This window comes from Pseudomonas orientalis, assembly GCF_002934065.1.
GTDB classification, from domain to species: Bacteria; Pseudomonadota; Gammaproteobacteria; order Pseudomonadales; family Pseudomonadaceae; genus Aquipseudomonas; species Aquipseudomonas orientalis_A.
Map to the genome: position 1 here is coordinate 5,814,299 of NZ_CP018049.1, position 17,924 is coordinate 5,832,222.

Sequence of the window (17,924 nt, forward strand, 5' to 3'; positions counted from 1 at the left end):
GCACGCGATTTTTGGGGCCATTTATGCGGATCATCAGTGTGAACGTTAATGGTATTCAGGCTGCAGTCGAGCGTGGTTTGCTCAGTTGGCTGCAAGCACAGAATGCCGACGTCATCTGCCTGCAGGACACCCGCGCCTCCGCCTTTGAACTGGACGACCCAGCCTTCCAACTGGATGGCTACTTCCTTTATGCCTGCGATGCCGAAGTGCCCACCCAAGGTGGCGTGGCTTTGTACTCGCGGTTGCAACCCAAGGCGGTCATCAGCGGCCTCGGCTTCGAGACAGCCGACCGCTACGGGCGTTACCTGCAAGCCGATTTCGACAAGGTCAGCATCGCGACCTTGCTGCTTCCCTCGGGGCAGAACGGCGATGAAGACTTGAACCAGAAATTCAAGCTAATGGACGATTTCGCCCGTTATCTGGATAAACAGCGACGCAAACGTCGCGAGTACATTTATTGTGGCTCGCTGTACGTGGCGCAACAGAAGCTGGATATCAAGAACTGGCGCGACAGCCAGCAATCCCCGGGCTTCCTGGCGCCGGAACGGGCCTGGATGGACGAGATTGTCGGCAACATGGGCTATGTCGACGCCCTGCGCGAAGTCAGCCGTGAAGGCGACCAGTACAGCTGGTGGCCGGATAACGAACAGGCCGAAATGCTCAACCTGGGTTGGCGTTTCGACTACCAGCTGCTGACCCCGGGTCTGCGCCGATTTGTGCGCAGTGCACGCCTGCCGCGCCAGCCGCGCTTCTCGCAGCACGCGCCGCTGATCGTGGACTACGACTGGACCTTGACCATCTGAGGTCTTTCTCCAGGTACAAAAAAACCGACAGTGATGTCGGTTTTTTTGTGGGCAACCCGTTTACTTGATCAGGCGCCAAGTCCACGGATAACGGTAGGCGATGCCCTTATTCGCCTTGATACCGGCAATGATCGTCAGTATCAACGCGCCAATCACCAGCACGGTCATCAACAAAAAGCCGATGACCACGAAGCCCAGCAACAGGCACACCAGCCAGGCGATCGCCACCGTGATCTGGAAGTTCAGGGCTTCCTTGCCCTGATCATCGATCAGCGGGTCCACGTCCTTCTTGAACTGCCACAGGATCAACGGTCCCAACAAACTGCCGAAGGGGAATACCAACCCTGCAAACGCCGCGAAATGACACAACATCGCCAACTGGCGTACTTCCCTGGACGGTGCCGGAACCGGTAACTGGCTGTCATTCATCGCGCTTCTCCTGAGGGCCGGCTTAGTCAGCCAGTGCGGCGTTTTGCAGTTCGAAAATTTCGGTCATGCCTTTCTGGGCCAGGGCCAGCATGGCGTTCAGCTCGGCCGGCTGGAATGGCGCACCTTCGGCGGTGCCCTGCACTTCGATGAAACCACCGGTGCTGGTCATGACCACGTTCAGGTCGGTCTCGGCGGCCGAGTCTTCCAGGTAGTCCAGGTCCAGCACAGGCTCGCCCTGGTACATGCCGACCGAGACGGCGGCGATCATTTGCTTGAGCGGGTCACCGCCCTTGAGGCCGCCGCGCTTCTTGATCACTTTCAGTGCGTCGACCAGGGCCACCATGGCGCCGGTAATCGACGCGGTACGGGTGCCGCCATCAGCCTGGATCACGTCACAGTCGACGTACAGGGTCACGTCGCCCAGCTTGGACATGTCCAGGGCAGCGCGCAGGGAACGGCCGATCAGACGCTGGATTTCCAGGGTACGCCCGCCTTGCTTGCCACGGCTGGCTTCACGCTGGTTACGCTCGCCGGTGGCGCGCGGCAGCATGCCGTACTCAGCGGTCAACCAACCCTGTCCCTGGCCCTTGAGGAAACGCGGAACGCCGTTCTCGACGCTGACGGTGCAGATCACCTTGGTATCACCAAACTCGACCAGTACGGACCCCTCGGCGTGTTTGGTGTAGTTGCGGGTGATGCGGATCGAGCGGAGCTGATCGGCAGCGCGACCACTTGGACGTTTCATAGGGAATTCCTGTACTGAGGACGAAAAACTGCCGAGCATTATAGAGCCGCCAGCCGATTCGGGGCACTTCTAAAAAATCCGGTTACGAATGCCCGTATTTGGGCGCCCCCCTCCCACTGCGCTACAATCCTGCGCCTCCAGACTGTAGGAGCGAGCTTGCTCGCGAAAACGTCAACGATTACGGGGTCTTCCTGATTCAGCGCGGTGCCCTTGCGTTTTTCGCGAGCAAGCTCGCTCCTACAGGTCGGCCTGGCCAATCTCTATTTCTCCAACACGAGGTACCTCCATGGTGCACAGCATGACCGCCTTCGCCCGTGTCGAAAAAGCCGGCGCCCAAGGCACCCTCAGCTGGGAATTGCGCTCGGTCAACAGCCGTTACCTGGAGCCGCATCTACGCCTGCCCGAGTCTTTCCGCGACCTCGAAGGCGCCGTACGTGAAGCGTTGCGCCAGGGTATTTCCCGCGGCAAGCTGGAATGCACCCTGCGCTTTACTGAAGAAACCACCGGCAAACCGCTGCAGGTGGACCGCGACCGCGCCGCGCAACTGGTCGCCGCCGCCGAAACCATTGCCGGCCTGATCAAGCAGCCCGCCGCGCTGAACCCCCTGGAAGTCCTGGCCTGGCCCGGCGTGCTGGTGGCCGACGCCGCCGACCCGCAAGCCTTGAACGCCCAGGCGCTGGCACTCTTCACCCAGGGTCTGAACGAACTCAAGGCCGGCCGCGAGCGCGAAGGCGCCGAACTGGCCCGGCTGATCAACGAGCGCCTGACGTCGATCGAAGCGGACGTCGTCACCCTGCGCGAACTCGTCCCGCAGATGCTCGCCACCCAGCGCCAGAAGGTCCTGGACCGCTTCGCCGACATGCAGGCCGACCTCGACCCCGTGCGCCTGGAGCAGGAGATGGTGCTGCTGGCCCAGAAGAGCGACGTCGCCGAAGAGCTCGATCGCCTGAGCACCCACATCCTCGAAGTGCGCCGCGTGCTCAAGTCCGGCGGTGCCGCCGGTCGGCGCCTGGACTTCCTGATGCAGGAACTCAACCGCGAAGCCAATACACTCGGCTCCAAGGCGTTCGACCCGCGTAGCACCACGGCGGCGGTCAACCTCAAGGTGTTGATCGAGCAGATGCGCGAACAAGTACAGAATATTGAGTAAGGCAACCTCCATGACCCACAGTACCGGCACCCTTTACATCATTTCCGCCCCCTCGGGCGCGGGCAAGAGCAGCCTGGTCAAGGCCCTGACCGACGCTGACGAGCAGATCCGCATCTCGGTGTCCCACACCACCCGCGCCATGCGCCCGGGTGAAGTGAACGGCGTGCACTATCACTTCGTCGAGCGTACCGAGTTCGTCAAGATGATCGAACACGGTGACTTCCTGGAGCGCGCCGAAGTGTTCGGCAACCTCTACGGCACCTCGCAAAGCCATCTGCAGCAAACGCTGGATGAAGGCCATGACCTGATTCTGGAAATCGACTGGCAGGGCGCCGAACAGGTACGCCAGCTGATGCCCAAGGCGCGCTCGATCTTCATCCTGCCGCCCTCGCTTGAAGCCTTGCACCAGCGCCTGACCAACCGCGGCCAGGACAGTGACGAGATCATCGAAGGTCGCATGCGTGAAGCCGTCAGCGAAATGAGCCACTACGTCGACTACGACTACCTGATCATCAATGACGATTTTGCCCACGCGCTGGACGATTTGAAGGCGATTTTCCGCGCCAATCAGCTGCAGCAAAAGCGCCAACAGCAGCGTTTCGGCAAATTACTCGCCGAACTGCTCGGCTGATTGGCCCTTCCCAAAACGGCTGCAAGGGCTTTACATTGGCACTTGTAGCGGTTTTGCGAGGGCCTGAGAAAAATCAGCGCTTCCCTAAACGCTGGTGATTTTTTAAACTGCTCAGTCCGCTCGCCCAACCGGGCAGCGCGCATCTTGCATTCGCTCCGAGGAATACCATGGCCCGCGTAACCGTTGAAGACTGCCTAGAACACGTGGATAACCGCTTTGAGCTGGTCATGCTCTCTACCAAGCGTGCCCGTCAACTGGCCACTGGCGGCAAAGAGCCCCTGGTCCAGTGGGAAAACGACAAGCCTACCGTTGTGGCCCTGCGCGAAATCGCCGAAGGCCTGATGAGCTACGAGTTCATCGCCAACGCTGAAATCGTTGAAGACGAACCGCTGTTTGCAGCGTTCGAGGACGAGTCCAACGAGGCCGTCTAAGCCTATGCCTGGTCGACGTAGCACGGCGCGGGGTCACAGCCTTCGGCAGGAGTTCACACTTTGCCGAGCATAGACGCCCTCGCCGATCGCTTATCGACCTACCTCGGCCCCGATCAGGTCAACCTGGTCCGCCGAGCGTATTTCTACGCCGAACAAGCCCACGACGGCCAACGCCGTCGCAGCGGTGAGGCGTATGTCACCCATCCTCTTGCGGTGGCAAACATTCTTGCCGACATGCACATGGACCATCAGAGCCTGATGGCCGCGATGCTGCATGACGTGATCGAAGACACCGGCATCGCCAAGGAAGCGCTCAGCGCGCAATTTGGCGAAACCGTGGCCGAACTGGTCGACGGGGTCAGCAAACTGACCCAGATGAATTTCGAGACCAAGGCCGAAGCCCAGGCGGAAAACTTCCAGAAGATGGCCATGGCCATGGCCCGCGATATCCGCGTGATCCTGGTCAAGCTGGCCGACCGACTGCACAACATGCGCACGCTGGAAGTGCTCTCCGGCGAAAAACGCCGGCGCATCGCCAAGGAAACCCTGGAAATCTACGCGCCCATCGCCAACCGGCTGGGCATGCATGCCATTCGTATCGAGTTCGAAGACCTCGGCTTCAAGGCCATGCACCCGATGCGCTCGGCGCGCATCTACCAGGCGGTCAAGCGCGCCCGGGGCAACCGCAAGGAAATCGTCAACAAGATCGAAGAGTCCCTGAGCCATTGCCTGGCGATCGACGAGATCGAAGGCGAAGTCAGCGGACGGCAGAAACACATCTACGGCATCTACAAGAAGATGCGCGGCAAGCGCCGGGCCTTCAACGAGATTATGGACGTTTATGCGTTCCGGATCATCGTCGACAAGGTCGATACCTGCTACCGCGTGCTGGGCGCTGTACATAATTTATACAAACCCCTGCCCGGCCGCTTCAAGGATTACATCGCGATCCCCAAGGCCAACGGCTACCAGTCGCTGCACACCACGCTGTTCGGCATGCACGGCGTACCGATCGAGATCCAGATCCGTACCCGCGAAATGGAAGAGATGGCCAACAACGGCATCGCCGCCCATTGGCTGTACAAGTCCAGCGGCGATGAGCAGCCCAAGGGCACCCACGCCCGCGCCCGCCAGTGGGTCAAGGGCGTGCTGGAAATGCAGCAACGTGCCGGCAACTCCCTGGAATTCATCGAAAGCGTGAAGATCGACCTGTTCCCGGACGAGGTCTACGTGTTCACGCCCAAAGGCCGCATCATGGAGCTGCCCAAAGGCTCCACAGCGGTCGACTTTGCCTATGCCGTGCACACCGACGTGGGCAACAGCTGCATCGCCTGTCGGATCAATCGTCGCCTCGCGCCGCTGTCCGAACCGCTGCAGAGCGGTTCCACGGTCGAGATCGTCAGTGCACCCGGCGCACGCCCGAACCCGGCCTGGCTCAACTTCGTGGTCACCGGCAAGGCGCGCACACACATCCGCCACGCCTTGAAACTGCAGCGCCGTTCCGAGTCCATCAGCCTGGGCGAACGCCTGCTGAACAAGGTGCTCAACGGTTTCGACAGCGCCCTGGACAAGGTCCCGCAGGAGCGCGTGCAAGCGATGCTCCACGAGTACCGTCAGGAAACCATCGAAGACCTGCTGGAAGATATCGGCCTGGGCAACCGCATGGCCTACGTGGTTGCGCGCCGCCTGCTCGGCGAGGGCGAACAGTTGCCAAGCCCGGAAGGCCCGCTGGCGATTCGCGGCACCGAGGGCCTGGTGCTCAGCTACGCCAAATGCTGCACACCGATCCCGGGCGATCCGATTGTCGGCCATCTGTCGGCGGGCAAAGGCATGGTGGTGCACCTGGACAACTGCCGCAACATCACCGAAATCCGTCACAACCCGGAAAAATGCATCCAGCTTTCCTGGGCCAAGGATGTTACCGGCGAATTCAACGTCGAGCTGCGCGTGGAGCTGGAGCACCAGCGCGGCTTGATCGCCCTGCTGGCCAGCAGCGTCAACGCGGCCGACGGCAATATCGAGAAAATCAGCATGGACGAACGCGATGGGCGCATCAGCGTGGTCCAGCTGGTGGTCAGCGTGCACGACCGCGTGCACCTGGCCCGCGTGATCAAGAAGCTGCGCGCACTGACCGGGGTGATTCGCATCACCCGCATGCGTGCATAACCCTGCCAACAAGCCATCGCCCATTACAAGGAGTCATTCATGACCAAGACAGTAATCACCAGCGACAAAGCCCCGGCCGCCATCGGTACTTATTCCCAGGCGATCAAGGCGGGCAACACCGTCTACATGTCCGGCCAGATCCCGCTGGACCCAAAGACCATGGAACTGGTGGAAGGCTTCGAAGCACAGACCGTACAGGTCTTCGAAAACCTCAAGTCCGTGGCTGAAGCGGCTGGCGGCTCGTTCAAGGACATCGTCAAGCTGAACATCTTCCTGACCGACCTGAGCCACTTCGCCAAGGTCAACGAGATCATGGGCAAGTACTTCGAACAGCCGTACCCGGCCCGCGCCGCTATCGGCGTTGCTGCCCTGCCAAAGGGCGCGCAGGTTGAAATGGACGCGATTCTGGTCATCGAGTAAAAACACCCGGCGCAGCTTCAATCGCTGCGCCGACTTTGTTTCAGAAGGATTTAGTCATGCGCAAAGCGCTTGTAGCCTCTTCGTTGCTCGCCCTGCTGCTCAGCGGCTGTGCCAGCAACCCTGCCAATCTGGATGTCAGCGGGACCTGGATCAACCAGGCCGCCATCGATGCGGCAGCCAAGGGCGGCCCTTTGCGCGAAGCCTTGCAGACCTTTGGCCCGAACCTGGAATGGGAGGTCAACACCAAGGCCTTGCAGGCACGCTACTACAACGGTTTTGAAGTAGCGGAAGGCAAGTTGCTGACTGACAAGCCCGGCGCCTGGAGCGTGGAGTTCTACGGCAGCGCTGCCACCGAACTCAAGCGCAGAGGCAAAAAGCTGCTGCAGGTGGCCAACGACAATGAGCCTGAGCAACTGTTCATGCGCCCCAAGGAGCCGGCTCCGGAGGGCGCGCCACTGGGCGCCAACTTCGAGCGGGCGCTGTATGCGGCCTACATGGGCGGGGACTGGAAGATCACCGACGGTGTCGGCAATGGCGCCACCGTACAGTTCCAGGCTGATGGCAAGATTGTCGGCCTGCCTGGAGTGGACCGCTATTCCCTGTGCCTGGCAGGCGATTGCGCCTCGATGAGCGGCGGTTATGACAGCATCTGGCTGCAACTGAACGGCGTGGGCAATCCGTGGATCTTTGCGCGCAAGGGCAAGCAACTGGAAATTTTCCAGGCGATCAACACAGCGCAAGCGGATGAAGTGCCGCAGTTCACGCCTGGCCCTCGCCAATGGTTGCTTGAAAAGTAATAACCGACCAGATACGCAGCTAAATGTGGGAGGGGGCTTGCCCCCGATAGCGGTGTATCAGCCAGGACAACGGTGGCTGACCCCCTGATATCGGGGGCAAGCCCCCTCCCACATTCCAGACGGTGTTTCAATCCTTGAGGATGGCGGCATACCCTTCGCGGTAAGTCGGATAGGTCGGTGCCCAACCCAGCGCCTTGGCCCGCGCATTACTGCATTGCTTGCTGCCCGCGCGCCGCACACTGGCGTCCTCGGACCACTCTGTCACGCCCAGATACTCACGCAACCAGCCCACCACTTCGGCCAAGGGTGCGGGCGCGTCGTCAACGCCGATATAGACCTTGTCCAGCGAACCGCCCTGCTCCACATGACGCAGCAAAAACGCCAGTAAACCCGCCGCGTCATCCGCGTGAATCCGGTTGCCATATAAAGGCGGGTCAATCGCCACGCGGTAGCCCTGGCGGACCTGGGTCAGCAGCCACTCACGGCCCGGGCCGTAAATGCCGGTCAATCGCACCACGCTTGCCGGGATGCCGCTGTTGAGCGCCACCTGCTCGGCTTCGAGCATGACCTGGCCGGAATAACCTTTGGCCCGGGTTTCAGAGGTTTCGTCGACCCACTCGCCATTCTGCTGCCCGTACACACTGCTGCTGGACACGAACAACAGATGCCTGGGCGCCTGGCCGTAATCCTGCAACCACTCCAGCACATGCTTCAAACCCTGCACATACGCGGCGCGATAGCCGGCCTCGTCGTGGTCGGTGGCTGCGGCGCAATACACCAGGTAATCCACCCCGCTGATCGGCCAGGTCTCAGGGCAGTCTTTATTGAACAGGTCGCCGGCAATGCCGATAACGCCCTCGGGAAGGCGTGAAATGTCGCGGCGCAGGCCATGAACCTCCCATCCTCCGGCCAACAATTGGCTGGCCAGCCGACTACCCACATCGCCGCAACCGGCAATCACAACAGAAGGCGCAGACATCATAAAACTCCATTCTCAAAGGCGCAGATTAGCCGCGCGAGAGGATCAACGGCCAGTAAAAAGCGAAATAAAGTAACAGTGCCACTTTAGTTAACAAGAATTACTTGCAATAATAACCGCCCATTTGTCCTCGACCCGCAGGGGTCTGGCAGGACGATCACTCATTATTTTCACTCAGGTCCGGCCAGCATGACACGTAATACAAACCCCGCTTCGCCAACCAAGCGTCACAGCCCATCCCGCGCCTGGCGTGCGATTGCTGCGATGCTGTTCAGCGTACTGCTGGCGCCGACCGCCGCTTTCGCTGATGCCACCGCACCTGCCGCTCCAACCGCTGCCGAGCAGAATGCCGCGACCCCGGCTGCGCCTGCCGCCGCGCCAACCGCTACCGACCCGGCCCAGGCTGCAGCGCCTGCCAACGAAACCGGCGTCGTGCTGGAAGAAGACAACACCCTGGGCATGGCACACGACCTGTCCCCGTGGGGCATGTACCAGAATGCCGACGTGGTGGTGAAAGCCGTGATGATCGGCCTGGCCATCGCCTCCATCATTACCTGGACCATCTGGATCGCCAAAGGCTTCGAGCTGCTGGGCGCCAAGCGTCGTCTGCGCACTGAAATCGTCCACCTGAAAAAAGCCACCACCCTCAAGGAAGCGAGCGAGACCGCGACCAAGAAGGGCACCCTGGCCAATACCCTGGTGCACGACGCGCTGGAAGAAATGCGCCTGTCGGCCAACACCCGCGAAAAAGAAGGCATCAAGGAGCGTGTCAGCTTCCGCCTTGAGCGCCTGGTTGCCGCCTGCGGCCGTAACATGAGCAGCGGCACCGGCGTGCTGGCCACCATCGGTTCCACTGCGCCCTTCGTCGGCCTGTTCGGTACCGTGTGGGGCATCATGAACAGCTTTATCGGCATCGCCAAGACCCAGACCACCAACCTCGCCGTGGTCGCCCCCGGCATCGCCGAAGCCCTGCTGGCGACCGCCCTGGGCCTGGTTGCCGCGATTCCTGCGGTGGTGATCTACAACGTCTTCGCCCGTTCGATTGCCGGCTACAAGGCCCAGGTGTCGGATGCCTCGGCAGAAGTGCTGCTGCTGGTCAGCCGCGACCTCGATCACTTGCCTACCGAGCGCAGCTCGCAACCGCACATGGTGAAAGTGGGGTAATCGGCCATGGGCCTGCATTTGAATCAAGGCGACGACGAGCTCGTCGAGAACCACGAAATCAACGTCACACCGTTTATCGATGTGATGCTGGTGCTGCTGATCATCTTCATGGTGGCCGCACCGTTGGCCACCGTGGATATCAAGGTTGACCTTCCCGCTTCCAGCGCCAAGCCGGCGCCACGGCCGGAGAAGCCGATTTTCCTCAGCGTGAAGGCGGACCAACGTCTGTTCCTGGGTGAAGAAGAAGTCAAGGCTGAAACCCTGGGGCCGGTGCTCGACGCCAAGACTCAGGGCAAGAAAGACACGACGATCTTCTTCCAGGCCGACAAGGGCGTGGACTATGGCGACCTGATGAGCGTGATGGATGCCCTGCGGGCAGCCGGCTACCTCAAGGTAGGCCTGGTCGGACTTGAGACGGCAGCCAAGAAATGATCACAACGCGCCACAAACTGACGCGTTATGGCACCAGCCTCGCAGTCGTGCTGGGCGTGCATGCCGTCGCGATCATCATCGCGCTCCAATGGTCCGCGCCCCAGGCGATCCAGTTGCCGCCGGCCGCTATGGTCATCGACCTGGCACCCTTGCCGGCGCCACCGCCGCCTCCGGCACCGCCCAAGGTCGTTGCACCACCGCCGCCACCGGTCGAGGAGCTGCCTCTGCCGAAACTGGCCGAGGCGCCCAAGCCAACGATCCAGGTGCCCAAGCCGGTCAAGCCCAAGCCCAAGCCTCAACCGCCCAAGCCGGTGGAGAAGAAGCCCGAGCCGCCCAAGGAAAAACCTTCCGAGGAGCCACCGAGCGAAACCCCTCCGAGCAACGCGCCTGCGCAAAAATCTGCGCAGCCCGCCCCCGGCCCATCGGCACAACAGATGGCCGCCCAGGCATCCTGGCAAAGTACCCTGCTGGCACACCTGCAGAAGTACAAGAAGTACCCGCCGGGCGCGCAACAGCGTGGCAAGGAAGGCATGAACCGCCTGCGCTTCGTGGTTGATGGCGAAGGCAATGTGCTGTCCTATGAGTTGGAGGGTCGCTCCGGCAACGCCGACCTGGACCGCGCAACGCTGGACATGATCCGCAAGGCTCAACCCTTGCCCAAACCGCCAGCCGACCTGTTGAAAAACGGCAGTGTGGAACTCGTCGCACCGTTCGTTTACAACATCGACAAGCGGCGCCGCTAGCCGGGCAATGTGGGAGGGGCCAGCTCCCTCCCACATTCGCTTGCTCGCTTCAGCAAAATTCCGTCACTCCACGCTCAATCCCCAGCAAAGTTCTGATAACGTGCGTCTATCGATTGCAGCCGGTATGCTTGGCCCGCAACTTCATGGACGCCCGCTATGACTCTTACAGAATTACGCTACATCGTGACCCTCGCCCAGGAACAGCATTTCGGCCACGCGGCCGAGCGCTGCCACGTCAGCCAGCCGACGCTGTCGGTGGGCGTGAAAAAGCTTGAAGACGAACTCGGTGTACTGATTTTCGAGCGCAGCAAAAGCGCCGTGCGCCTGACCCCCGTGGGCGAAGGCATCGTTGCCCAGGCCCAGAAGGTGCTGGAGCAGGCGCAAAGCATTCGCGAACTGGCCCAGGCCGGCAAGAACCAGCTGACCGCGCCACTCAAAGTCGGCGCCATCTACACCGTCGGCCCCTACCTGTTCCCGCACCTGATCCCGCAGCTGCACCGCGTCGCGCCGCAGATGCCGCTGTATATCGAAGAAAACTTCACCCACGTCCTGCGCGACAAACTGCGCAACGGCGAGCTGGATGCGATCATCATCGCCCTGCCGTTCAATGAGGCGGATGTGCTGACGCTGCCGCTCTACGATGAGCCGTTCTATGTCCTGATGCCGGCCTCCCACCCGTGGACCAAAAAGGACAGCATCGACGCCGGTCTGCTCAACGACAAGAGCCTGCTGCTGCTCGGTGAAGGCCACTGCTTCCGCGACCAGGTCCTGGAAGCCTGCCCGACCCTGACCAAGGGCAACGACGGCGCCAAGCACACCACGGTGGAATCCAGTTCCCTGGAAACCATTCGCCATATGGTCGCTTCCGGCCTGGGCATTTCGATCCTGCCGTTGTCGGCGGTAGACAGCCATCACTACGCCCCCGGCGTGATCGAAGTACGCCCACTCACGCCACCGGTGCCCTTCCGCACCGTGGCCATCGCCTGGCGCGCCAGCTTCCCGCGCCCCAAGGCGATTGAGATCCTCGCCGACTCGATCCGCTTGTGCTCGGTGGCCAAACCGCCTGCTGCGAGCTAAGTAACGGTATGACAGAGCTGTCGCAGGTGCCGGTGACGGCACTCAAGGGTGTCGGTGAAGCCATGGCCGAGAAACTAGCCAAGGTCGGCCTGGAAAACCTTCAGGACGTGCTGTTCCACCTGCCGCTGCGCTACCAGGATCGCACCCGGGTCGTGCCCATTGGCCATTTGCGCCCTGGTCAGGACGCGGTGATCGAAGGCACTGTCAGCGGCGCCGACGTGGTCATGGGCAAGCGCCGCAGCCTGGTGGTGCGCCTGCAGGACGGTACCGGCGGCCTGAGCCTGCGCTTCTATCACTTCAGCAATGCGCAGAAAGAAGGCCTCAAGCGCGGCACCCGCGTGCGCTGCTACGGCGAAGCGCGGCCGGGAGCCTCGGGCCTGGAGATCTACCACCCGGAGTACCGTGCCATAACCGGCGATGAACCGCCGCCGGTGGACACTACCCTAACGCCTATCTACCCGCTGACCGAAGGCCTCACCCAGCAACGCCTGCGCCAGTTGTGCATGCAGACCCTGACGATGCTCGGCCCGCAAAGCCTGCCCGACTGGCTGCCGCTGGAGCTGGCGCGCGACTATCAACTGGCACCGCTGGCCGACGCGATTCGCTACCTGCACCATCCGCCGGCCGACGCCGATGTCGACGAACTCGCCCTCGGCCATCACTGGGCGCAGCATCGCCTGGCCTTCGAAGAATTGCTGACCCATCAACTGTCCCAGCAGCGCCTGCGCGAAAGCATGCGCTCGCTGCGCGCTCCGGCGATGCCCAAGGCCACGCGCCTGCCCGCGCAATACCTGGCCAACCTGGGCTTTGCCCCCACCGGCGCCCAGCAACGCGTCGGCAACGAGATTGCCTACGACCTCAGCCAGCAGGAACCGATGCTGCGCCTGATCCAGGGCGATGTGGGCGCGGGCAAGACCGTGGTCGCCGCCCTCGCCGCTTTGCAGGCCCTGGAAGCCGGTTACCAGGTCGCGCTGATGGCACCCACGGAAATTCTCGCTGAACAGCACTTCATCACCTTCAAACGCTGGCTCGAGCCGCTGGGGCTGGAAGTCGCGTGGCTGGCCGGCAAGCTCAAGGGCAAGAACCGCGCAGCCTCCCTGGAGCAAATCGCCGCCGGCGCGCCCATGGTGGTGGGCACCCATGCATTGTTCCAGGACGAAGTGCAGTTCAAGAACCTGGCGCTGGTGATCATCGACGAACAGCACCGCTTCGGCGTGCAACAGCGCCTGGCCCTGCGCCAGAAAGGCGTCGGCGGGCGCATGAACCCGCACCAGTTGATCATGACCGCCACGCCGATCCCGCGCACACTGGCCATGAGCGCCTACGCTGACCTCGACACCTCGATCCTCGACGAACTGCCGCCCGGCCGCACGCCGGTCAACACCGTGCTGGTCACCGACACGCGGCGCGTCGAAGTGATCGAGCGGGTGCGCGGCGCCTGCGCCGAAGGCCGCCAGGCGTACTGGGTGTGTACGCTGATCGAAGAGTCCGAAGAGCTGACCTGCCAAGCCGCCGAAACCACCTATGAAGACCTCACCAGCGCCCTGGGCGAACTCAAGGTGGGGCTGATCCATGGCCGGATGAAACCGGCCGAAAAAGCTGCGGTGATGGCCGAGTTCAAGGCCGGCAACCTGCAATTGCTGGTGGCCACCACTGTGATCGAAGTGGGTGTGGACGTGCCAAACGCCAGCCTGATGATCATTGAAAACCCCGAGCGCCTGGGCCTGGCGCAACTGCACCAACTGCGCGGCCGCGTCGGTCGGGGCAGCGCCGCCAGCCATTGCGTGCTGCTGTATCACCCGCCGCTGTCGCAGATCGGCCGCCAACGGCTGGGCATCATGCGCGAAACCAACGACGGTTTTGTCATTGCCGAAAAAGACCTCGAGTTGCGCGGTCCTGGTGAAATGCTCGGCACCCGCCAGACCGGCCTGTTGCAATTCAAGGTCGCCGACCTGATGCGCGACGCCGACCTGCTGCCCGCCGTGCGCGACGCAGCGCAAGCCCTGCTGGAGCGCTGGCCGGAGCATGTCAGCCCGTTGCTCAACCGCTGGCTGCGGCATGGACAGCAATACGGCCAGGTCTGACGCTCCTACAAGGGCCGCGCACCCGATCACAAACCAAAGTTAGTCAACCAACAGGTGTAACAAGCTGGTTATACTTCGGTGACTGTACGAAATTGGATCAGGCCATGTCAGAAGTCGCCCTCGCTACAGCCCCACTGACCGCCCCGCCGGTCATTCGGGCGCTGCTCGCAAAGCTCGCCATTCCCTACACGGAAGTCATCGAACAGCCTGGCCTGAACCCTGCGCGAAAGGTCCAGGCGGTACTGCTCGAAGATGCCGTCGGCGCGCTCATGGTGCTGTTTCCCCAGAGCCAGTTGCTCGACCTCAACCGCCTCACCGAACTCACCGGGCGCCGCCTCACCGCTGTGGCACCGGAGCGCGTCGAGCGAATAATGGGCAAGCATGAACTGAGCCTGCTGCCGGGCCTGCCACCGCTCACCAGTTCGCCTTGCCTGTATGAAGGCAGCCTGCTCAACGAGCCGAGCCTGTTGGTGCATTCGGGCGAAGCCGGGCTGCTGCTGGAAATCGCCAGCGAGCACTTCAAGACCATGCTGACCAAGGCCAGCGCCGCGCAGTTCGGCGAGCCACTGAGCAAGATTCGCCCCAACCTCGACCGCCCCAATGATGACCGCGAGGAAATCACCCAGGCGATGCAGGCCTTCACCGCCCGCCGTATTCAGCAACGCCTGGAAGCGACCATCGAGATCCCGCCGCTGGCCGATACCGCGCAGAAGATCATCAAACTGCGCGTCGACCCCAACGCCACCATCGATGACATCACCGGCGTAGTGGAAACCGACCCGGCCCTGGCCGCCCAGGTGGTGAGCTGGGCAGCGTCACCCTACTACGCTTCGCCGGGCAAGATCCGCTCGGTCGAAGACGCCATCGTGCGGGTGCTGGGCTTCGATCTGGTGATCAACCTGGCGCTGGGCCTGGCCCTGGGTAAAACCCTGAGCCTGCCCAAGGACCGTCCGCACCAGTCCACGCCGTACTGGCACCAGTCGATCTACACCGCCGCCGTGATTGAAGGCCTGACCCGTGCCATGCCCCGCGCCCAGCGCCCCGAAGCCGGCCTGACCTACCTCGCCGGCCTGCTGCATAACTTCGGCTACCTGCTGCTGGCCCACGTATTCCCGCCACACTTCTCACTGATCTGCCGCCACCTGGAGGTCAACCCGCATGTGTGCCACAGCTATGTCGAGCAACACCTGCTCGGTATCAGCCGCGAACAGATCGGTGCGTGGTTGATGCGCTACTGGGACATGCCGGACGAGCTGTCCACCGCCCTGCGCTTCCAGCACGACCCCACCTATGACGGGCAGTACGCTGAATACCCGAACCTGGTATGCCTGGCCGTGCGCCTGTTGCGTAGCCGGGGGATTGGGTCCGGGCCGGATGAGGCGATTCCGGATGCGCTGCTTGAGCGCCTGGGCTTGAGCCGTGAGAAGGCTGAGGAAGTGGTGGGCAAGGTGCTGGATGCCGAGGTGCTGCTCCGCGAACTGGCCTCCCAGTTCAGTCAGGGCTGAATCGGTAGCCTGTAAAACCGCTATCGGGGGCAAGCCCCCTCCCACATTTGATCGCGTTCTGGCCTTGAAATATGGCCGTTTGTGGGAGGGGGCTTGCCCCCGATGAATCCAACTCGGTCTCCCTGAAAGCCTACTTCTTTTTCTTCAGCTTGGCTGGCGCAAAGCCAAACAACTGTCCGTTCGGCCAGGTATTGGGAAAAACAGAAACGTCTTACAAGGCGTTGAGGTTGTCCCTAGGACACTCCGTCTCTAGTCTCCGTACACCGCTGCACACGCAGCGGTCGGGCGTCGCGGCCCGTATTTCTTCAGACGCCAAAGCGTCATCGTGTCCTTTCAGTTGGCGCTTTTTTGTCGTCTACTGTGCGGCGCTATGGCGGCTGTGCGCGGGATACCTTCGGGTATGCCGATGTTCTGGAGAGTCGGTCCGCGAACCTGCGTACAGCTGCCACCCCCATCGCGTCGCGGCGATCAATGGCAGCTCCTTTAATATCTCCGGAGTTTCACCATGATCAAACCCACCCCAAATCCCCCCATGCGGCTATTTACCGTGGCCGATGGAATCAGCACTGAAGATCTGTTGGTCAACCTCAGCGAAACACTCGCCTCGGCCAATGCGCTGAGTTGCGACCTGGCCTTTGACCTTGAAGGACCGAAACGAGAGGAACTGCTGGGCGTTACGCAGTTAATCGAACTGGCACAGTTGCTGGCTGATCGAGTAGTCACGGTCTCAGGGCAAGTAAACCCGTGAGATGACGGGCACGCGCCGAGTATCCGAACCTGTTGTGTCTGGGTAGCCTGTGAGGACGCTATCGGGGGCAAGCCCCCTCCCACATTTGACCGGGTTCCAACTGTGGAATGCGGGCGAATGTGGGAGGGGGCTTGCCCCCGATGAATCCAGCTCGGTCTCCCTGAAAGCCTACTTCTTTTTCTTCGGCTTCAAATACTTGGTCAACCCCTGGAACCAGATCACCAGCGCCGGGTTGCCCTTGATCTGGATCGACTTGTCCTGAATCCCCGTCATGAACGCCAGTTGCTTGTTCTTCGCCTGCATCGTGGCGAAGCCGTAGGCGGCATCCTTGAATGCAATCGCGAACGCCGGCGTCGGGTGTACGCCCGAGTGGCTGGTGATGCGCTGGTCTTTGACGATGAAGTGACGGGCAACCTTGCCGTCGAGGGTCTGCAACTGGAAGGCCAGGTCTTTGTCACCCAGCTGCTGCTGAAAGGCGGGATTGGTGCGGCTGGCTTTGCCCATCATCAGGCCCAGCACCCACAGGAGAAGACGAAATTTCATGCACACGGCCTCGGTGTAATTATTGAGTGGCCGCAGCAGTGTAACGATTTGCAAAAAGAACGCCACCGATCTCGCGCTTTAGCGGGAGATCGGTTGGCGTTTGACGCTTATAGCAACATGTTGCTTAAACGTTAGGGCAAGGCACCGGCGCCCAGTCGGCCAGGTTTGGATCGCGGCAGCTGCCTTCGAGCTGAGCCTTGCCGGCGCTGGCGACCTGCTTGCTTTCAGCTTGCTTGGCCTGCACGGTCTGGATGCTCTTCTCGGTGGTCACCGCTTCTTTTGGCACCACTGGCAGCACTTTCTTTTTCGCCGGCTTGACGACTTTCTTGCCTTTGGCCGGCGGCGCGACCGGTGTGGTGTCGGCAGTGGCGACGGTGACCACGTCGTTACGCTGCACACCCACTTGCTGCAGGTCTTTCTCGTAGGCCTGGGTGTAGTTGTTCAGGTCTTCGCTGGCTTTGCCGTTGACCGCAACGATCAGGTCGTTGGATTCCTTCAGGCCTGCCACGATTTCCGCCAGGCGCTTGCGGCCTTCGGTGTCGTTGACGGCCTTGGCCTTGCGGTCTGCCACCAGCTTGGTGAACGCGCTCTGGTAGCACTGCTGCGAAGCCTTGGCATAGGCGGTGCTGCGGTCGATGTCGGAGGCGCTTTTGTTGAAGTCGGTGGAGTAGGAAGCGATGCGCTGGTTGTCATCGGCGATCTGCTTCTGACGCTCGGTGTAGTAGCCCGTCGCGCCGCCCGCCAGGGCACCGCCCGCTGCGCCGATAGCCGCGTTACGGCCGCGCTTTTCCTTGTCGCCGGTCAGGGCGCCGAGCAATGCACCGCCGGCCGCGCCGATAGCGGCACCGGTCACAACCGACTTGGTCATGTTCGAATCGGTGGCGCGCAGGTGCTGCACCGGCTCGTAGCAGTTCGGGTAGTACTCGACCTTGGTGCTCGACGCGACCTTGGACGCAGGCGACGTAGCGCAACCGGTCAGCACGGTGCTGAAACCGGCCGCGATCAGCAGCAGGTGACGCTTGGAAACCGACTTACGGGAAAAAAGCATAGGTGTGATCTCTATTAAGTTTGACTTGC

The 17,924-nt window shown here is 61.8% G+C and carries 19 protein-coding genes; 14 read left to right on the forward strand and 5 right to left on the reverse strand.

The features are described from left to right. Positions 1-23: 23 nt before the first annotated feature. Positions 24-803, forward strand: coding sequence for an exodeoxyribonuclease III (locus BOP93_RS26440; protein ID WP_003195493.1), 780 nt, complete (start codon positions 24-26; stop codon positions 801-803). Between the two features lie 60 nt (positions 804-863). Here the strand turns inward: BOP93_RS26440 and BOP93_RS26445 are convergent, their stop codons facing one another. Continuing rightward, a complete protein-coding gene (locus tag BOP93_RS26445) occupies positions 864-1,232 on the reverse strand; it encodes a DUF4870 domain-containing protein (protein WP_057723312.1) in 369 nt (122 codons plus the stop codon). 22 nt (positions 1,233-1,254) lie between these two features. Next, positions 1,255-1,977, reverse strand: coding sequence for a ribonuclease PH (rph, locus tag BOP93_RS26450; protein WP_016975928.1), 723 nt, complete (start codon positions 1,975-1,977; stop codon positions 1,255-1,257). Positions 1,978-2,263: 286 nt separating this feature from the next. Between rph and BOP93_RS26460 the strand changes: the two genes are divergently transcribed. The 6 genes from BOP93_RS26460 to BOP93_RS26485 all read left to right on the forward strand — a co-directional run bounded on the left by BOP93_RS26460 (position 2,264) and on the right by BOP93_RS26485 (position 7,572). Then, on the forward strand, positions 2,264-3,127 hold the full coding sequence (locus tag BOP93_RS26460; protein WP_104505139.1) for a YicC/YloC family endoribonuclease: 864 nt from the start codon (positions 2,264-2,266) through the stop codon (positions 3,125-3,127). Positions 3,128-3,137: 10 nt separating this feature from the next. After that, positions 3,138-3,758: a guanylate kinase gene (gene gmk, locus BOP93_RS26465; RefSeq protein ID WP_003213284.1), complete on the forward strand. Its 621-nt coding sequence runs from the start codon at positions 3,138-3,140 to the stop codon at positions 3,756-3,758. Between the two features lie 167 nt (positions 3,759-3,925). Further along, complete coding sequence (gene rpoZ, locus BOP93_RS26470) at positions 3,926-4,189, forward strand: DNA-directed RNA polymerase subunit omega (RefSeq protein ID WP_003176920.1); 264 nt, start codon at positions 3,926-3,928, stop codon at positions 4,187-4,189. 60 nt (positions 4,190-4,249) lie between these two features. After that, entirely contained in the window at positions 4,250-6,355 is a 2,106-nt protein-coding gene (gene spoT / locus BOP93_RS26475) for a bifunctional GTP diphosphokinase/guanosine-3',5'-bis pyrophosphate 3'-pyrophosphohydrolase (RefSeq protein ID WP_104505140.1), read from the forward strand. Positions 6,356-6,394: 39 nt separating this feature from the next. Beyond that, positions 6,395-6,775, forward strand: a complete 381-nt coding sequence (locus tag BOP93_RS26480; protein ID WP_003176922.1) for a RidA family protein — start codon at positions 6,395-6,397, stop codon at positions 6,773-6,775. Between the two features lie 56 nt (positions 6,776-6,831). Further along, complete coding sequence (locus tag BOP93_RS26485; RefSeq protein ID WP_104505141.1) at positions 6,832-7,572, forward strand: hypothetical protein; 741 nt, start codon at positions 6,832-6,834, stop codon at positions 7,570-7,572. A 127-nt stretch (positions 7,573-7,699) separates the two neighbouring features. Here BOP93_RS26485 and BOP93_RS26490 read toward each other — a convergent pair whose 3' ends face one another. Continuing rightward, positions 7,700-8,551 carry an SDR family oxidoreductase gene (locus tag BOP93_RS26490; protein WP_104505142.1) on the reverse strand — a complete coding sequence of 284 codons (852 nt, stop codon included), beginning with the start codon at positions 8,549-8,551 and terminating at the stop codon, positions 7,700-7,702. Between the two features lie 189 nt (positions 8,552-8,740). Here BOP93_RS26490 and exbB point away from each other — a divergent pair, with 189 nt between their 5' ends. The 7 genes from exbB (at position 8,741) to BOP93_RS26530 (ending at position 16,304) form a co-directional block, all read left to right on the forward strand. After that, on the forward strand, positions 8,741-9,715 hold the full coding sequence (gene exbB, locus BOP93_RS26495) for a tonB-system energizer ExbB (protein WP_104505143.1): 975 nt from the start codon (positions 8,741-8,743) through the stop codon (positions 9,713-9,715). A gap of 6 nt (positions 9,716-9,721) precedes the next feature. Continuing rightward, a complete protein-coding gene (gene exbD, locus BOP93_RS26500) occupies positions 9,722-10,147 on the forward strand; it encodes a TonB system transport protein ExbD (protein ID WP_003195519.1) in 426 nt (141 codons plus the stop codon). Further along, complete coding sequence (locus BOP93_RS26505) at positions 10,144-10,890, forward strand: energy transducer TonB family protein (protein WP_065886937.1); 747 nt, start codon at positions 10,144-10,146, stop codon at positions 10,888-10,890. Before exbD ends, BOP93_RS26505 begins: the two co-directional genes overlap by 4 nt. Before the next feature lie 156 nt (positions 10,891-11,046). Continuing rightward, complete coding sequence (locus tag BOP93_RS26510) at positions 11,047-11,967, forward strand: hydrogen peroxide-inducible genes activator (RefSeq protein WP_057723306.1); 921 nt, start codon at positions 11,047-11,049, stop codon at positions 11,965-11,967. An 8-nt stretch (positions 11,968-11,975) separates the two neighbouring features. Beyond that, positions 11,976-14,051, forward strand: coding sequence for an ATP-dependent DNA helicase RecG (gene recG, locus BOP93_RS26515; RefSeq protein ID WP_065886936.1), 2,076 nt, complete (start codon positions 11,976-11,978; stop codon positions 14,049-14,051). A 104-nt stretch (positions 14,052-14,155) separates the two neighbouring features. Further along, the gene (locus BOP93_RS26520; RefSeq protein WP_104505144.1) at positions 14,156-15,556 is read left to right on the forward strand and encodes an aminoacyl-tRNA deacylase and HDOD domain-containing protein; all 1,401 of its coding nucleotides are present in this window, start codon (positions 14,156-14,158) and stop codon (positions 15,554-15,556) included. 505 nt (positions 15,557-16,061) lie between these two features. Beyond that, positions 16,062-16,304, forward strand: coding sequence for a DUF6124 family protein (locus tag BOP93_RS26530; protein WP_065886934.1), 243 nt, complete (start codon positions 16,062-16,064; stop codon positions 16,302-16,304). A gap of 168 nt (positions 16,305-16,472) precedes the next feature. Here BOP93_RS26530 and BOP93_RS26535 read toward each other — a convergent pair whose 3' ends face one another. Both BOP93_RS26535 and tagQ read right to left on the reverse strand, forming a co-directional pair. Beyond that, complete coding sequence (locus BOP93_RS26535) at positions 16,473-16,847, reverse strand: hypothetical protein (protein WP_057723695.1); 375 nt, start codon at positions 16,845-16,847, stop codon at positions 16,473-16,475. A gap of 124 nt (positions 16,848-16,971) precedes the next feature. Next, the gene (gene tagQ / locus BOP93_RS26540) at positions 16,972-17,895 is read right to left on the reverse strand and encodes a type VI secretion system-associated lipoprotein TagQ (protein ID WP_104505146.1); all 924 of its coding nucleotides are present in this window, start codon (positions 17,893-17,895) and stop codon (positions 16,972-16,974) included. Positions 17,896-17,924 lie beyond the last annotated feature (29 nt).

Coding starts and splice junctions, on each gene's coding strand:
- BOP93_RS26490 (WP_104505142.1), bottom strand. CDS start 8,551: ATGTCTGCGCCTTCTGTTGTGATTGCCGGTTGCGGCGATGTGGGTAGT.
- BOP93_RS26530 (WP_065886934.1), top strand. CDS start 16,062: ATGATCAAACCCACCCCAAATCCCCCCATGCGGCTATTTACCGTGGCC.
- rpoZ (WP_003176920.1), top strand. CDS start 3,926: ATGGCCCGCGTAACCGTTGAAGACTGCCTAGAACACGTGGATAACCGC.
- BOP93_RS26520 (WP_104505144.1), top strand. CDS start 14,156: ATGTCAGAAGTCGCCCTCGCTACAGCCCCACTGACCGCCCCGCCGGTC.
- BOP93_RS26460 (WP_104505139.1), top strand. CDS start 2,264: ATGGTGCACAGCATGACCGCCTTCGCCCGTGTCGAAAAAGCCGGCGCC.
- BOP93_RS26480 (WP_003176922.1), top strand. CDS start 6,395: ATGACCAAGACAGTAATCACCAGCGACAAAGCCCCGGCCGCCATCGGT.
- gmk (WP_003213284.1), top strand. CDS start 3,138: ATGACCCACAGTACCGGCACCCTTTACATCATTTCCGCCCCCTCGGGC.
- BOP93_RS26485 (WP_104505141.1), top strand. CDS start 6,832: ATGCGCAAAGCGCTTGTAGCCTCTTCGTTGCTCGCCCTGCTGCTCAGC.
- recG (WP_065886936.1), top strand. CDS start 11,976: ATGACAGAGCTGTCGCAGGTGCCGGTGACGGCACTCAAGGGTGTCGGT.
- BOP93_RS26535 (WP_057723695.1), bottom strand. CDS start 16,847: ATGAAATTTCGTCTTCTCCTGTGGGTGCTGGGCCTGATGATGGGCAAA.
- BOP93_RS26510 (WP_057723306.1), top strand. CDS start 11,047: ATGACTCTTACAGAATTACGCTACATCGTGACCCTCGCCCAGGAACAG.
- rph (WP_016975928.1), bottom strand. CDS start 1,977: ATGAAACGTCCAAGTGGTCGCGCTGCCGATCAGCTCCGCTCGATCCGC.
- tagQ (WP_104505146.1), bottom strand. CDS start 17,895: ATGCTTTTTTCCCGTAAGTCGGTTTCCAAGCGTCACCTGCTGCTGATC.
- exbD (WP_003195519.1), top strand. CDS start 9,722: ATGGGCCTGCATTTGAATCAAGGCGACGACGAGCTCGTCGAGAACCAC.
- exbB (WP_104505143.1), top strand. CDS start 8,741: ATGACACGTAATACAAACCCCGCTTCGCCAACCAAGCGTCACAGCCCA.
- BOP93_RS26505 (WP_065886937.1), top strand. CDS start 10,144: ATGATCACAACGCGCCACAAACTGACGCGTTATGGCACCAGCCTCGCA.
- BOP93_RS26445 (WP_057723312.1), bottom strand. CDS start 1,232: ATGAATGACAGCCAGTTACCGGTTCCGGCACCGTCCAGGGAAGTACGC.
- BOP93_RS26440 (WP_003195493.1), top strand. CDS start 24: ATGCGGATCATCAGTGTGAACGTTAATGGTATTCAGGCTGCAGTCGAG.